Annotated in this window: 12 protein-coding genes and 1 tRNA gene; 10 read left to right on the forward strand and 3 right to left on the reverse strand. The window is 66.2% G+C overall.

All coding sequences use genetic code 11. From position 1 onward, the window contains the following. Positions 1–113: 113 nt before the first annotated feature. Positions 114–602 carry a 50S ribosomal protein L11 gene (locus ACMGFH_RS02460; protein ID WP_415381187.1) on the reverse strand — a complete coding sequence of 163 codons (489 nt, stop codon included), beginning with the start codon at positions 600–602 and terminating at the stop codon, positions 114–116. 294 nt (positions 603–896) lie between these two features. Here ACMGFH_RS02460 and ACMGFH_RS02465 point away from each other — a divergent pair, with 294 nt between their 5' ends. Beyond that, positions 897–1,895 (forward strand): transcription initiation factor IIB, encoded by a 999-nt coding sequence (locus ACMGFH_RS02465; RefSeq protein ID WP_415381188.1) that lies wholly within the window; start codon positions 897–899, stop codon positions 1,893–1,895. Between the two features lie 152 nt (positions 1,896–2,047). Beyond that, the gene (locus ACMGFH_RS02470) at positions 2,048–2,899 is read left to right on the forward strand and encodes a TrmB family transcriptional regulator (protein ID WP_415381189.1); all 852 of its coding nucleotides are present in this window, start codon (positions 2,048–2,050) and stop codon (positions 2,897–2,899) included. A 62-nt stretch (positions 2,900–2,961) separates the two neighbouring features. Here the strand turns inward: ACMGFH_RS02470 and ACMGFH_RS02475 are convergent, their stop codons facing one another. Beyond that, positions 2,962–3,162, reverse strand: coding sequence for a hypothetical protein (locus ACMGFH_RS02475; protein WP_415381190.1), 201 nt, complete (start codon positions 3,160–3,162; stop codon positions 2,962–2,964). Between the two features lie 166 nt (positions 3,163–3,328). Here ACMGFH_RS02475 and ACMGFH_RS02480 point away from each other — a divergent pair, with 166 nt between their 5' ends. The 5 genes from ACMGFH_RS02480 (at position 3,329) to artA (ending at position 10,446) form a co-directional block, all read left to right on the forward strand. Further along, positions 3,329–4,438 (forward strand): OBG GTPase family GTP-binding protein, encoded by a 1,110-nt coding sequence (locus ACMGFH_RS02480; RefSeq protein ID WP_415381191.1) that lies wholly within the window; start codon positions 3,329–3,331, stop codon positions 4,436–4,438. Then, entirely contained in the window at positions 4,435–4,872 is a 438-nt protein-coding gene (locus ACMGFH_RS02485) for a TIGR04206 family protein (protein WP_415381192.1), read from the forward strand. The genes ACMGFH_RS02480 and ACMGFH_RS02485 overlap by 4 nt, the downstream gene beginning before the upstream one ends. A 47-nt stretch (positions 4,873–4,919) precedes the next feature. Further along, the gene (locus ACMGFH_RS02490) at positions 4,920–5,672 is read left to right on the forward strand and encodes a VOC family protein (protein ID WP_415381193.1); all 753 of its coding nucleotides are present in this window, start codon (positions 4,920–4,922) and stop codon (positions 5,670–5,672) included. A gap of 512 nt (positions 5,673–6,184) precedes the next feature. Beyond that, the gene (locus ACMGFH_RS02495; protein WP_415381194.1) at positions 6,185–9,271 is read left to right on the forward strand and encodes a BGTF surface domain-containing protein; all 3,087 of its coding nucleotides are present in this window, start codon (positions 6,185–6,187) and stop codon (positions 9,269–9,271) included. A gap of 167 nt (positions 9,272–9,438) precedes the next feature. Continuing rightward, the gene (artA, locus tag ACMGFH_RS02500; protein ID WP_415381195.1) at positions 9,439–10,446 is read left to right on the forward strand and encodes an archaeosortase A; all 1,008 of its coding nucleotides are present in this window, start codon (positions 9,439–9,441) and stop codon (positions 10,444–10,446) included. On the opposite strand, the gene dph5 is transcribed toward artA, so the two are convergent. Continuing rightward, positions 10,435–11,214, reverse strand: a complete 780-nt coding sequence (gene dph5 / locus ACMGFH_RS02505; protein WP_415381196.1) for a diphthine synthase — start codon at positions 11,212–11,214, stop codon at positions 10,435–10,437. The two genes, artA and dph5, sit on opposite strands and share 12 nt — an antisense overlap. A 118-nt stretch (positions 11,215–11,332) precedes the next feature. Between dph5 and ACMGFH_RS02510 the strand changes: the two genes are divergently transcribed. The 3 genes from ACMGFH_RS02510 to ACMGFH_RS02520 all read left to right on the forward strand — a co-directional run bounded on the left by ACMGFH_RS02510 (position 11,333) and on the right by ACMGFH_RS02520 (position 14,627). Continuing rightward, positions 11,333–12,316 (forward strand): class I SAM-dependent methyltransferase, encoded by a 984-nt coding sequence (locus ACMGFH_RS02510; RefSeq protein ID WP_415381197.1) that lies wholly within the window; start codon positions 11,333–11,335, stop codon positions 12,314–12,316. Between the two features lie 91 nt (positions 12,317–12,407). Then, a tRNA-Thr gene (locus ACMGFH_RS02515) sits at positions 12,408–12,482 on the forward strand. A gap of 318 nt (positions 12,483–12,800) precedes the next feature. After that, positions 12,801–14,627, forward strand: coding sequence for an ArnT family glycosyltransferase (locus ACMGFH_RS02520; protein ID WP_415381198.1), 1,827 nt, complete (start codon positions 12,801–12,803; stop codon positions 14,625–14,627). Positions 14,628–14,641 lie beyond the last annotated feature (14 nt).

Here is a 14,641-nt window from a genome sequence, read left to right on the forward strand (position 1 = left end):
CGTCGAAGCGAACGAAGGCCGTCACTCCGTACCAGCCCGGGCACAGCTACAGACCGAGAAAACGCGGAAGAAAGTCGGATCGGCCGATTTTCGAGCGGTCGCCTCGAAGCCGCTTACGCTGCGGCCTCGTCCGCAAAGACGTCGTCGTACTCGCCCTCGTCGATCCGCTCTTTGAACTCGCGGGGGTTGTTGCCCTCGATGGTAACACCCAGCGAGGTGCAGGTCCCGACGACTTCCTTCGCGGCGTTCTTCAGGTCGTAGGCGAGCAGGTCCGGGTGTTTCTGCTCGGCGATCTGCTTGACCTGATCGGCCGAGAGGTCGGCGACGAAGGTCTCCTGGGGTTCGCCGCTGCCCGTCTCGAAGCCGGCCTCGTCCTTGATGAGTTCGGCCGTCGGCGGGACGCCGACCTCGATCGAGAACGAACCGTCGTCCTCGTACTCGATGGTGACCGGCACTTCCGTGCCGTCGAACGCTTCGGTCTGGTCGTTGATCTCCTGGACGACTGCCTGCACGTCCACGGGAGTCGGACCGAGCTCCGGTCCGAGGGGCGGGCCCGGGTTGGCCTGCCCGCCGGGAACGAGCACTTCGATAGTTCCAGCCATACACGACGAAACCGTCGGGGCGGGTTTAAGAATTGCTTTTCCCGGACGCTCCGTGCCACACTGACACATGTGGGGTATCGCCCCCATTATCCTTCGGCCCCACTATCAACAACCGTCGGCTCAGACACCGAACCCTCCCCGACGGAGACGTGACCCCCGACTGGCGTCTCGCGCTCGGCCGCACCTGATGTAACTACTACCGTAACAACTCGTCAATACCTATTTCAGTGCTCAATACCAAGGGTCGAATGCAGAACACGGGCCGGTGGGACACGCCGTCGGCCCGGGACCACAATGACAAGCACGAACCAGCGAGTTTCGGACCGCCACGTCCAGCCATTCGAACGCGAGGGCGAGGAGTCCGCGGACGAACGCGAGGGGACCGACGGCGAGCGCGAACGGAACGAGTGTCCCGAATGCGGCGCGACGGGCATCACCGACGAGAAGCGCGGGGAGACGGTCTGTCGGGACTGCGGCGTGGTCCTGGAAGAGGACGTCGTCGACCGCGGTCCGGAGTGGCGGTCGTTCGACGCCAGGGACAAAGCCGAGAAGAGTCGCGTCGGGTCGCCGACGACGGGGATGCTCCACGACAAGGGCCTGTCCTCGGTCATCGACTGGCAGAACAAAGACGCCAACGGCCAGGCCCTCTCGGCGAAGAAGCGCGAACAGATGTCGCGCCTGCGCACGTGGGACGAACGCTTCCGCTCACAGAACGCGCAGGACCGCAACCTGAAGCAGGCACTCGGCGAGATCGACCGGATGGCCTCCGCACTCGGCCTTCCGAAAGACGCCCGCGAGACGGCGAGCGTCATCTACCGGCGCGCGCTGGACGCGGAGCTCGTCCCGGGCCGATCGATCGAGGCGATGGCGACGGGATCGTTATACGCGGGCGCGCGACAGGCGGGCGTCCCGCGCACGCTCGACGAATTCGAAACGGTCAGCCGAGTCGAACGCAAGGAGTTCGCGCGCGCGTACCGGTACATCGCTCGCGAACTCGAACTCGCGATGGAACCGACGGACCCCGAGCAGTACGTGCCCCGCCTCGCTTCGGATCTCGAGCTCCCGGAGGAGACGAAACAGCGCGCCGTCGAACTGCTCGCCGCCGGCAAACGGGAGGCGGTCCACTCGGGCAAGAACCCGGTCGGTCTCGCCGCCGCGGCCATCTACGCGGCGGGGCGGCTGACGAACGTCGACGTGACCCAGCACGAGGTCGCCGACGCCGCGGACGTCTCCGCGGTGACGATCCGCGACCGCTACACCGAACTGCTCGATGCGGCCGACCAGGTCGCCTGACGTGGCCCCCACCTGGTCAACCGGAGACCCCGCACCTGTCGCCGGCGGTACCGCGCGGACCGACCGCTCGCGCCGACCGGTGGCCGACCGGCGTCAACGGCCACCGTTATCCCTCCGTCCGTTCAATGTCCGCTGAGAGACCCCCCGAATCCATGTCGAACGACGAGTCCGCCGCCGGCCCCGACGGAGACGACATCGTCGCCGAGACGACGTCGCTACTGGAGACGTTCGGGCTGACGACCTACGAGGCGAAGTGTTTCGTCGCGCTGACGCGCATCGGCCACGGCACCGCCCGGGAACTCGCCGAGGTGGCCGACGTGCCGCGCCCGCGCGTTTACGACAGCGTCGAGTCCCTGCAAGAGCGCGGACTCGCCGACGTCCAGGACTCCACGCCCCGTCAGTTCCGCGCTCCCGACCCCCGAGACGCTGTCGAGACTGTCCGCCGGGAGTACGGCGAGCGACTCGACCGACTCGAAGGGCTGCTCCCGCGGCTGCGCTCGCCGGAGTCGCGCGACGAACGCGCCGGGGTCTGGGTCGTCGAGGGGAACGACGCGGTCAGCGACCGCCTGGCCGGCCTCGCCGACGACGCGACCAACGAACTCCTCGTCGTCGTCGCCGTCGAGAGCCTGCTGACCGACGAACTGCGCGCGTCGCTGTCGGCCGCCGCCGACCGCGGCGTGGCGATCACCGTCGGGTCCCCTAGCCGGGCGATCAGGGAGACGGTCGCCGAGGTCGCGCCGGAGGCCACCGTCGTCGAGACGTGGACGTGGTGGGAGGACCACCCGATCCGTCCCGGTGAGATCAGCTCGATCCTCATGGCTGACGGCAGCCAGTTGCTCGTCAGCTCGGACCTCGAGACCGACCTGCCGGGCGTCGACCGCCACAGCGCCGTCTGGACCGACGACGAGCGCGCGCCGCTGATCGGGTTGATGCAGCCGCTCCTCGCGAACGCGATCCGGTCCGGTTCGGCGACCGACGGCCCGACGGCCGACGGCTCGGCGTAGCTCCTCCGGGTAGATCATCCACGGTCGGCCGCTCGGTGAGAGACCGTCGGTCCGCCGGTCGCTCAGGCGACCGAGATCCCGTTGCGCGCGAGAAAGTCGCTGGCGCCTTTGATCTCGACCGGGCTGCCGATGATGCGCACCCGACACTCCTCCTCCCGGATCGTCAGCGTGAACCGCTGCTCCAGGTCGTCCTGCAGTCCGTCGACCGCGCCCGCCGGCAGGAGGATCTCCGTGCTGTCACGGAGTCGCGTCGGGTCAGACATGATCGATCCTGTTCGGCTCTCGTCGTATTAGTTTGTCGAAGTGATTCATGCGTTCGCGAAATCCGTTCTCGCGGACACGACAGGTCGCGCGGCCGCGACGGCGTCCGGGGGCGTCGACCGGTCCGGAAGAACACCTTTTTCGGTACCGCTTGCCGACTCACTGCTAATGGGGCTCGAAGAGGAGATCCGCGAGATCGAAGAGGAGATCGCGACCACGCCCTACAACAAGTCCACCGAGAGCCACATCGGTCGGCTGAAAGCGAAGCTCGCGGAGAAAAAGGAGAAGCTAGAGAACCAGTCGTCGGCCGGCGGTGGGTCGGGGTACGCCGTCGAGAAGACCGGCGACGCGACCGTTGCGCTGGTCGGCTTCCCCAGCGTCGGCAAGTCCACGCTCCTGAACGCCCTCACCAACGCCGAGAGCGAGGTCGGCTCCTACGAGTTCACGACGCTCGACGTCAACCCCGGTATGCTGCAGTACAACGGCGCGAACATCCAGATGCTCGACGTGCCCGGCCTCATCGAGGGCGCCGCGGAGGGGCGCGGCGACGGACAAGCCGTACTCTCAGTGGTCCGCACGGCAGATCTGGTCGTCTTCGTCCTCTCGGTCTTCGAGATCGATCAGTACGAGCGCCTCTCGGAGGAACTGTACAACAACAAGGTCCGAATCGACGCCGAACCCCCGCGCATCACCGTGCGGAAGAAGCACAAAGACGGGATCCACGTCACCTCTAGCGCCGACCTGGACCTCGAGGAAGAGACGATCAAGAGTGTCCTGCGCGAGCGCGGGTACGTCAACGCGGACGTGAACATCGGCGAGCAGGTCGACATCGACCGCCTCCTCGACGGCGTGCTCGACAACCGCGAATACCTTCCGTCGCTGGTCACCGTCAACAAGGCCGACCTCATCGAACCAGACTACCTCGACACGGTCAACGAGCAACTCCGCGAGCACGACATCGATCCCGACGAGACCATCTTCATCAGCGCCGAGGAACAGAAGGGGCTCGACGCGCTCAAGGAGGCGATCTGGGAGGAGCTCGGCCTCATCCGGATCTACATGGACAAGCCCGGCCGCGGCGTGGACTACGACGAACCGCTCGTCCTGCGCGAGGGCGACACCATCGAGGACGCCTGCGAGAAGCTCGGCGGCGAGTTCGAGGAGCGCTTCCGGTTCGCCCGCGTCTCCGGCCCGAGCGCCAAACACGACGAACAGCAGGTCGGGATGGACCACGAACTCGCCGACGAGGACGTGCTCCGTATCCTGACGACACGATGAGTCGCCGGTCCGGTCACCGACTGACCGAAGCCGTAACACCGCGAGTCGTCGCCGTTCTCGCCGCAGGTCTCGTTCCCTGGCTGGTGATCCCGTACGAGGGCGGCGTCAGTCTAACGTTCTCCGTCGCGCTCGTCGCGCCCGAGACGCTGTCGGTGACCTCGGTGTATCATTATGTTTTCGTGCACACGCGGGACATCCCCCCGGCGCTTCTGGCGTGGCCGATCGCGACGCTGCTTTACGGTGCCGGCGTCGCGAGCGCGGCGCTCGCACGCCTCGACCGCGAAGACCGACGCGTGACCGCCGGGCTGTTCGCCCTGGCGGCGTTCGACGTCTGCTACGCCGCGGTCGGATTCTCCTCCGCTCGGGCCGGCGTGTTCGCGCTCCCCTTGGGAGCGGCCGTTCTCGGAGCGGCGGCCTGGACGAGCCGGCCCTGAGTTCCGGGTTCGGTATCCTTTTCGAACTGGCTGCCCAGATTTCGGACATGGACGGAACGCTCGACCACGTGATGATGCGCGTCGAAGACCTCGACGAGTCGCTCGACTGGTATCAGACACACCTCGGTTACGAGGAGAAGGGTCGCTGGGAGGCCGACACCTTCACGAACGTCTTCCTCGGTCCCGAAGACGTCCACGACGATGGCGCGCTGCTCGAACTCACGTACAACCACGACGGCCGGTCGTACACGATGGGCGACGGCTGGGGCCACATCGCCGTCCGCGTCGAGGACGTCCACGACGCCTACTACGAACTGATGGACGAGGGCGTCGAGGACTACCGGCGACCGGAGGACAACCCGGGGTACGCCTTCGTCAAGGATCCCGACGGACACGAGATCGAGATCGTGGAGCGGGACTTCGGGGCGCGCTGGAGCATCGACCACACGATGGTCCGCGTCGAGGACGCCGACGAGCACCTCGGCTGGTGGACCCGCAAGTTCGAGTACGAACACACGGGCCGCTGGGAGGCCGACACGTTCGCGAACTACTTCATGAAGCCCGAGGACGCCGCCGAGGAGGCCATGGCTGTCGAACTCACGTACAACTACGACGGGCGCACCTACGAACTGGGCGACGCCTGGGGGCACCTCGCGGTCCGCGTCGACGACCTGGACGAGGGCTGGGAGTCGCTGATGACCCGGGAAGCGGAGGACTACCGCGACCCCGAGAGCTGCGACAACAACTACGCGTTCACCAAGGACCCGGACGGCCACGAAGTCGAGATCGTCACGTCGTAGAAGAGATTGACGGACCGCGAACGAAGTAAGCGGCCGCCTTTTTGCCCCGTCTTTTCGGGCGGGCGATCGTAAATGAAACGCCAACCGCAGGCGACCCGTTCTGGACGACCCGGAATGAAACCGGAGGTCGAAACGGATCTCGGTGTCCGATCCCCACACTTGTCGACGTGTATCACCACTGTCTCAGTGCGGTAAGGGCATCTTACGGAGGGATTTCCACACTTAATACCCCGGTCCGTCAGCCCCGCGTCAGACAACAGTCTGACACGATTTCGGTGTGCGTGAATGTGTCACATACGCGTTCTACCGACCGATCTACGGGGTGAGACGGGCGTTCCTCCCGGTGCCGTGACCACAAAACATTTATAACATCCGACGCTGGTTCATACCGTACCCCTACCCATGGCTGCAGTATCGAGTACACCACTGCTGGTTCGGCGCGGCCGACTACCGGTCGCGTGTCCGCGTGGTAGGAAAGTTGCTGTGGCCGCTGATAGCAGATCCAACAAACTATGACAGGAACTAACGACAAACTTCGCAGTTTGTTCCTGACGGTGCTGATGGTCGTCTCCGTGTTCGGAGGCTCCATCGCATTCGCAGGAACAGCCGCTGCGGCTAACACGGACCCCGGCGTAACGAGCGCCACGGAGTCCAACAACGCCATCACGGTTGAGTTCAACCGTACTGGTGTCGCATCGAGTAACGGAAACGGTGACGTCGCTGCGGAAGACGTCGAAGTCTTCGTCCGGAGCGCCGGTAGCAGTGAGTTCGTCAACTACAGTACGAACGAATCTGCGGACTTCGACCTGACCGACGTCAGCACCAACGAACCCGCCGGCGAAAACACCGAGGTGGTTCTCGGAACCGGCAACGGCTGGGGCGACCTGAGCCCGGCCGACGAGGTGAAGGTGAAGTTCCGGAACCTCGAGAGCCCCGAGTCGTCCACCGGTGTGTACAACACGGGGAACGTCACGGTTGACCTCTCCGCTGCTGTGCTCACTTACTCCGGTGACAGCCACAACACCGAAGACACTGCCCAGCGCGTCTACCAGGGTACGCCGATGACCATCGACGCATCTGGGTCTACCGCCACGGACGGCTCCGCGGACAACACGCCGTTCCTCTTCCAGAACGCGGACACCAACAACACGGTCCTGGAAGGGTCGACTGGCGAGGACACTGCGCGCTTCGTTTTCAACACCGATGAGCTGTCCTCGGGCGACACCTACCGACTGGTGTTCAACCCGGACAGCGGTGCGCAGGACATCGAGAACACGGGCGATCGTAAGGTCCGATACATTACGATCGACTCCCTCGACTTCGAGGCCACCCTCGACCAGGACGGTAGCCTGTTCGAGCACAACGAGAACGTCGAAGTCGACGTGAGCGGGGAAGCCATCCGCGGCAACTCCCGACTCGCAGTCACTATCGACGGCCCCTCGGAGAAGTTCGAGGAAGCCCGCCTCGACAACGCCGGTGATATTGTCGACGCGAGCTACTCGTACGAACCGAGCGAAATTGACGCCGGTGACTACGAGGTCACCGTGACCGACGTCAAGACCGGCGTCGACGTCACTGCTGGCGAGTTCTCGGTCGACGAGTTCCCGTCCGCTGACTCCGCCTCCTTCGGTGGCGGCGTCTTCGAGGAAGAGCGCGGTGACGTCGTCGAGATCCCGATCAACCTGCAGAACAGCGACGAGGGCGCCCAGGCTACCGTCTCGATCGGTAGCAAGGGCGAGACGAACTACGTGACGAACGTGACGGTCGCCGACGAGGACGGCGACGGCGAGGTCGTCCTCGAGTGGAACACGTACATGTCCGGCACGAACATCTCTGACCGTATCTTCACGGCAGAGGGTGCCGACAACGTCACCACGTTCGGTGGCGAGAGCGGTGACTTCGTCAGCGATCTCCGACAGGCCACCTACGACTACTACGACGACGAGGACAACCCCGACTTCCCCGACGAATGGGGTCAGGTCGACAGCGTCGAAGACCTGCCGGCTAACAGCACGCACTACGCTAGCGCCGCCACCATCGACGCCGCGTCCTACGACCTCGCAGTGGTCGCCAACGACGAAGACGACCGCCTCGTCGACTACCAGTACAACCTGACTGACGTCGACGAAGACGACGTCGGTGCGGTGTCGATCAACTCTCGCTCGACCGAGAGTTCGACCGTGTGGGTCGCTCCGTCCGGTAAAACGGACGAGGTCGACCTCGAGTTCATCGACGAGAACACGGACAACACTGACGACGACATCGACGGTAACCTCACCCAGACCGACCAGGTGACCAACGGTGAACTCATCGTTCACCAGGTCTCCGCCTCGGGCCTGGAAGGTATCCTCGAGAACCGCACGGACGAGGACACCAACATCACGCAGGCGTTCCTCAACGAAGAGTCGCACTACAACGCGGACAACGAACTGGCCGCGTTCAACGCGACCTTCCAGGAGAAGGAGCCCGGTCCGAACCGCGACCGCCGCACCTTCGACCTGAACACTGACAACACGCTTGTCATCCCGGACTACGACAACGACACGTACTACATCGCCGTGAAGCTCGGCGGTGTGGATGAGGGCGACCTCAAGGACGGCGACACGTGGGACGCGTACTTCAGCTTCGAAGAGTACGGTTCCATCGGTCCGGTCCTCGGCGGTGACGGTGGCGGCACCGTCAGCTCCGAGTGGACCTACTACGACGCTGAAGCGTCGCTGAACACGAACGCGGACGACGAAGTCGTCATCCGCAACCAGGACGAGCAGACCATCCGCGGCGACACGAACGTCGCTCCGGGTACGAAGCTCGGCCTGCGCATCAACAGTCAGTCGGACACGAGTCCGTTCCTGACCACGCTGAACACCCACGTCAGCGAAGACCGCACCTTCGCTGCCACCGGTGACTTCAGCGAGCGCGGTGCAGGCATCAACTTCACCGTCAACATCCGCCGCGGCGGCGACGGTATTGGCGGCCCGTACGACGGGATGATCCTCGCCGAGCCGACCTCGTCGGTCACCTTCAGTGACCAGTCGGTCTCCGAGGAGAACCAGGAAGTTCGCGTCGAGTCCGTCACGCTCTCCGACGGTGGCTTCGTCGCCATCCACTCGGGTAGCGCGAGCGGCGACGTCATCGGCACCAGCGGCTACCTCGGCGCCGGTACGCACTCGAACGTGCGTATCGACCTCGACACGCCCGTCAACGAGACGACCACGCTGGTCGCCATGCCGCACCTCGACGACAACTCCAACAACCTCTACGACTTCCCCGAGGCTGACGCCCCGTACTCGGTCAACGGCACGACCGTGACCGACAGCGCGGAAGTCACTGTCGGCGACGCGACGCCGACCCCGACCGCGACCGCCACCCCGACGGCAACTCCGACGCCGACGGACACGCCGACGGCGACGCCGACCGCAACGGCGACGCCGACGGACACGCCGACGCCGACGGAAGCTGACGACGGCGGTGACGGTGGCGACGGTGGCGACGACACGCCCGAACCGACGACCACGGCTGACGGTCCCGGCTTCGGTGTCGCTGTCTCGCTCATCGCCCTGCTCGCTGCTGCGCTCCTCACGGCGCGCCGCCGCGACTAAGGCAGAACCATCGGGCTGACGCCCGACTCGATTCACTCGATATTTTTTCGACGCTATTCCGATAGCGGCAGCTGTGCGATAGTCTGTTTTCGATGCCCGCTCGTGCGCGTGACGGACACGTAACGACAAAGCATATAGCCGCGATCGCAATAGGTGGAGACAGACAGATGATAGACGGGCTACTCGCGGGACTGGAATGGGCCACGCAGTTCTCCGACCCGCTGGCGTGGCTGGTCCTCGCGGCGTTTCTCGTCACCGCCGTACTCCACTGGCACGGCGAGCGCGAGGTGGCGCGGTACGCCGGCGTCGTGGGCTGGGGGCTGTTCGGCGTCTTCTGGTTCAGCCTCATCTACCACTTCGCGTTCGTCCAGAAGAGCATCATCGAAGGTATCGGGTCGGTCGTCGCCGTTCCGGCGGCCTTCTACGTCGGATACCTGCTCTGGGAGGGGCGCGACTCGCTGTTCGTGCTCTCGCGTGCGGTGTTGCTGATGGGTGTGGTGTTCTTCCCGTTCGAGTCCATCCCAATTCTCCGACAGCTCCTCGTCGAGACGGTTACGCGCCAGACCGAGTTCCTGATGGGCCTGACGGGTCACCATCCGGAGGTCGCCAACGGAGCGCAGCTCGACCTCCCCGGCGTCGACCCCGATCCGTATCGCAACACGTTCGTCTTCGTGAACGACTTGCCGTACACCGAGGGCGACGCGAACCACCGGATCACGTACACGATCCTCCTCGCCTGTACAGGTATCGGGAGCATGTCGATCTTCGCGGGGCTGATCGCGGCAGTGGAGGCGCCGTGGCGCCGGAAGTTCCGCGCGCTGGCCGTCTCACTGCCGGTTATCTACGTGCTCAATCTCTTCCGGAACGTCTTCATCGGGGTGACGTTCGGCGAGCAGTACCTCCACGTGTTTCCCGACCTGGTGTTGACGATGTTCGGGAGCGACGCCCTCCCGCGAGTGTCGTATTTCGTCGCCGACCGCATCATCGCCCAGAGCCTCTCGGTCGTGGCGCTCGTGGGCGTCACGTATCTGGTCGTCCGGGAACTCCCGGAGATTCTGGCTATCATCGAGGACCTGCTGTTCGTCGTCACGGGCTCGGAGTACGACCTCCGGACGGCGCTCGAGGCGCCGCCGGTCGCCGCCGACGGCGGCGCGGAGACAGCGTCAGACGACTAGCTCGTCGAGCGCTTCGGTCGGCGCGTCGCCGAGTTCGGCGAGCGCGTCGCGCTCCATGAGGTGGAGGTCGCCCGGGATCACGAGCAGATGGAGCGGGTCGCCGAACGATCCCTCGGAGAGTACGGAGAGACGGTCGGCACGGACGACGGGGTCGGGACTCCCCGCCCGCGCGACGACGACGCCGAGGACGTCGTCGTAGGCGGCTGCGAGGCGGGCGGCGGCCGCGTTGGCGCGCATGTAGTCGTCGCGTTCGGCGTCGATATCGAGGAAGACCAGGGTGTGGAGGCCGCGGTCCCGGTTGTCGTCGATCGTGTCCAGAACGCTTTCGGGGAGCGCCTCGCCGGCGTGCGACCGCTCGAACGGGAGCGTCGTCGCCTTGCCGAAGCGATAGTTCTGCAGGCCGGTGAGCGAACTCGCGGCGGCCTGGGCGGTCGTCCCGTGGACGACGCGGGTCTCGACCCCCCGGTCGTGTGCGCGGAGGCGGAGGTCCGTGTGGGTCGTCGAGATCATCGTGTCGCCGGCGGTGAGGAAGACCACGTCGGCGTCTGCGGCGTCGTCGAGGACGTCGTCCGGGGTCTGTTCGACGCCGGCGCGGTCGCGGACTTCGATCTCGGTATCGTGGTAGGCTTCGAGGTCGTCGACGGTCGCGCCGGCGAGCTTGCTGGTGTAGAACTCGGCGACGACGCGATCGGCCGACCGGATCGCGTCACGGCCGGCGACGGTGACCGAACGCTCGTCGTAGAGTCCGAGTCCGACGAAAGTGAGCATACTGCAGGTCTCTCGCCGAGGGGATTAAGCCCCCCGAACCGACGGCGGGGAGCACCAGTCGTGCCGTCCGCTGGACGGAAGCGTCAGGCTTACCGCTCGACGCCGACCTACCGGTGGTATGGACGTCTCCTGCGTTCGGGTGCCCCGCGAGGACGGCGAAGCGACGCGTCGGCGCCTCGCCGAGGCCGACCTGATCGCCGAAGACTACGAGATCGAGGTTGCCGACGGCGCTCTCTTCGTCCCCGTCAGCGACGAGACCGCCGTCCCCGACGAGTTCGAGGTCGTCACCCGAACGGTCGAACCGCGGGAGACGCAGACGATGCCGGCGGACCACCTCTCGTTCGACCCGACCTACGAGCGACTCGGCGACGTGATCATCGTCGACGAGGACGACCCAGACCGGGCACGTGAACTCGCCGACGCCATCGTCGAGTCGGACCTGCCGGTGAAGACGGTCGTGAACCGCGCGTCGAAGGTCAAGGGCACCGAACGGGTCCGCGACTGGGAGGTCCTCGCCGGCGAGAGCACGGAAGCGGTCCACCGCGAGTACGGGTGCGAGTTCGCGCTCGACCTCGCCACAGTGTACTTCTCGCCGCGGCTCGCGACCGAGCGCCACCGCGTCACCGAGCAGGTGGCGGAGGGCGAGCAATTCTTCGACATGTTCGCCGGCGTCGGACCGTTCGTGATCCCCGCCGCGAAGCGCGGGGCGACGGCCGTCGGCGTCGACATCAACGAGGCCGCGATCGAGTACCTCCGCGAGAACGCCGAGCGGAACGGCGTCGCGGACCGCGTGACGGCCATCTGTGGTGACGTGCGCACGGTCGCGGACGACTACGAGGGGTGGGCGGACAGGCTGGTGATGAATCTGCCCCACAGCGCCGACGAGTTCCTCGACGCTAGCGTCGCGCTGGCGAGCGACGAGTGCGTCGTTCACTACTACGACATCCAACACGAGGACGACCCGTTCGGACCCGGCGAGCGGGCGATCCGCGAAGCGGCCGAGCCCGAATACGACGTGAGCGTCGAGACGCGCCACATCGTCCGGTCGTACGCGCCCCACGAGGTGAACGTCTGCCTCGACGTCCGGCTGGTGCGGGAGTGAGTCGCCGTCACAGAGTCGGCCCGATTCGCAATCCTTATTGCGGTTATCGGCGCTACGTTGAACTGAAGCGAGGCGGCGCGTCGCCGCACGCGCCGGTGTAGCTCAGACTGGCTAGAGCGAATCCTTCGTAAGGATTAGGCCGAGGGTTCAAATCCCTCCACCGGCTTCCTGCTGGGAACGAACGTGAGCAGCGAAAGCCACAGAGGGATTTGAACGAGACCGAGGTTCTGCGCGAAGTACAGGTTCTCGGGCGTCGTTCACAATCCCTCCACCGGCTTCACTTCTCCGACGGACTGGCGTGAAGAGCGGAGCGAGCGAATCCGAAGCAGTCCGCTTCCCGCTCGACCGTCGCCCGTCGGTCGTTCGACTCCCGCCACCGACTCCTTCTGCGGCGCCCGACTGGGTCGCCGGCACGTAACTGGGTACCGAGCGCTAGCAACCACACGAGTTATACGAGACTGTGAAAAATCACGTGGTAGTGAATATGGTCCCCTGGACGAAAGTCCGCGAGGTTGTCACAGCGAGGCCGCTGCTGTCCATCGTGTTGGCCGGGGTCTGTCTGCGACTCCTCCTCCTCGACCTGATCGCGGTGAGCAGCGACGCGGGGCTGTTCGTCTACGATGCGCGGATGATCCTCCTCGGAAACACGCCCATCGTCGATTACCCCACGCGGTCGCCGCTGTTCCACTACCTGCTCGCGGGAGCGCTCGCGCTCGTCGGCGGGGAGAGCCGCATCCTCGGGGCGCGCCTGTTCATGATCGCGGTGTCGGCGCTCCTCGGCGTCGCCGTGTTCGTCCTCGCGCGGCAGCTCCACTCCCGGCGAGCCGGGCTGGCCGGCGCGGCTCTCTTCCTCGGGACGCCCGTCGCGTACGTCTACGGCGTCCCGGTCAAGACGGAACTACTCGCCCAGCTCTTCGGGATCACCGCGTTGATACTCGCCGTGCGGGCGTTCGACGGTGAACGTATCGCCTACGGAGAAGCGGCGCTCGCCGGCGCGTTCGTCGGCGCGGGATTCCTCGTCCGCCGGGTCGTCCTCGTCCACCTCGTGGCCGTCGGACTCGTCGTGTCCTACTATCGGCTCACTCGCCACGACCGACAGGTGCCGGCCCTGTTCGCCGCCGGGGTCGCGGTGTTCGCGGGAACGTCCCTGGCCGTCGCGTTCGGATACGTCGCCATCGCCTGGCCGGACCTCGGGCAGGTCCGTCCGGTCGCCGTGCAACACGCGCTCAGCAGTTTCATCGGGACGGGCGCCGGGAACGTCGCGTGGATAGAGCAGTCGCTCACGACGGGCGCCGAGACGGGCCAGGAGAACGCCGGCGGGTTGCTGTCGGCCGTCTGCCAGGGCTGTGATGGCGGGACGGTCCGTGTGGTCATGTGGTCGGCGGTCGTCTCGCTGCCGGCGATGCTCCCGTTCCTCGTCTACCTACGGTCGGCGACCGACCGGTACGCGGGGGAGCCCGTCCGCCGCCTCGTCCCGGTCGCACTCGTGGTCGGGCTGCTGGGCGGGACGGCCGCTGGCGGCGTGCTGTTCGCCCGACACGCGGAGGCCAGTCCGCTGCTCGTCGTGCTCCCGGCGTCGGTCGTGCTCGGCGGCGTCGCTGTCGTCTGGAGCGGGCCGGCGCACGTCGGCGAGTGGTCGTTCGACGAGCGACTCGCGCTGCCGGCGCTGGTCGTCGCGTTCGTGGTCGGCGGCTACCTCTACCGGGACAGTCCCGTCTCGGTGTGGTACATGCTGGACCTGCTACCGTACGTCGCGGTCCTCGCTGGCGTCGCGGTCGCGGTGTCGCTCGACGCCGGCAGATGGACCGAGCGTCGACTCTCGCTCGCTGGCGTCGTCCTCGCCGTCGCAGTCGTGGTCGCGACGGTGGCTTCGGTGCCGTTTCTCCCGGCGCGAGCGGCGCTGGGAGAGGGGACTTCGGGATTAGAGACCGTTTCCGACGTCCAGGCCGCCGGTGCGGACCTCGACGAACGGACCGCGTCGGGGGACCGCGTCCTCACGGCCGACGCGCTGTACGTCACCGACGGCGACCGGCGGCTGGCCGGTGACCTCTCCCGCGGCTTCTGGCTGCTCAAACACACCACCAGAACGCCCGCCGCCGACCTGGTCGAGGCGAAGGTGCTCTCCGACGTGCAAGCGGGCCGCGTCCCGTACGTCGTCGTCGGGCCGCGAACGCGGACGCTGCTGGACCGGAGCCCCGCGCTCGCTCGGGCAGTCGAGGCGAACTACTGCCCCACCGGCGACGACTTCTATCGAACGCACGATGCCGAACTGTACGTCGAATCGGCCGATGCCCCGAACTGCGGGTCCTGAACCGGCCCGGAATC

Origin of the sequence: Halosimplex rarum, from assembly GCF_047715405.1 — an archaeon.
Classification (GTDB): Archaea; Halobacteriota; Halobacteria; order Halobacteriales; family Haloarculaceae; genus Halosimplex; species Halosimplex rarum.

Excerpts from the sequence above, each read along its gene's own strand:
- ACMGFH_RS02485 (WP_415381192.1), top strand. The coding sequence starts at position 4,435 with ATGAGTCGCCGGTCCGGTCACCGACTGACCGAAGCCGTAACACCGCGA.
- dph5 (WP_415381196.1), bottom strand. The coding sequence starts at position 11,214 with ATGCTCACTTTCGTCGGACTCGGACTCTACGACGAGCGTTCGGTCACC.
- ACMGFH_RS02510 (WP_415381197.1), top strand. The coding sequence starts at position 11,333 with ATGGACGTCTCCTGCGTTCGGGTGCCCCGCGAGGACGGCGAAGCGACG.
- ACMGFH_RS02520 (WP_415381198.1), top strand. The coding sequence starts at position 12,801 with ATGGTCCCCTGGACGAAAGTCCGCGAGGTTGTCACAGCGAGGCCGCTG.
- ACMGFH_RS02495 (WP_415381194.1), top strand. The coding sequence starts at position 6,185 with ATGACAGGAACTAACGACAAACTTCGCAGTTTGTTCCTGACGGTGCTG.
- ACMGFH_RS02460 (WP_415381187.1), bottom strand. The coding sequence starts at position 602 with ATGGCTGGAACTATCGAAGTGCTCGTTCCCGGCGGGCAGGCCAACCCG.
- artA (WP_415381195.1), top strand. The coding sequence starts at position 9,439 with ATGATAGACGGGCTACTCGCGGGACTGGAATGGGCCACGCAGTTCTCC.
- ACMGFH_RS02465 (WP_415381188.1), top strand. The coding sequence starts at position 897 with ATGACAAGCACGAACCAGCGAGTTTCGGACCGCCACGTCCAGCCATTC.
- ACMGFH_RS02490 (WP_415381193.1), top strand. The coding sequence starts at position 4,920 with ATGGACGGAACGCTCGACCACGTGATGATGCGCGTCGAAGACCTCGAC.
- ACMGFH_RS02475 (WP_415381190.1), bottom strand. The coding sequence starts at position 3,162 with ATGTCTGACCCGACGCGACTCCGTGACAGCACGGAGATCCTCCTGCCG.
- ACMGFH_RS02470 (WP_415381189.1), top strand. The coding sequence starts at position 2,048 with ATGTCGAACGACGAGTCCGCCGCCGGCCCCGACGGAGACGACATCGTC.
- ACMGFH_RS02480 (WP_415381191.1), top strand. The coding sequence starts at position 3,329 with ATGGGGCTCGAAGAGGAGATCCGCGAGATCGAAGAGGAGATCGCGACC.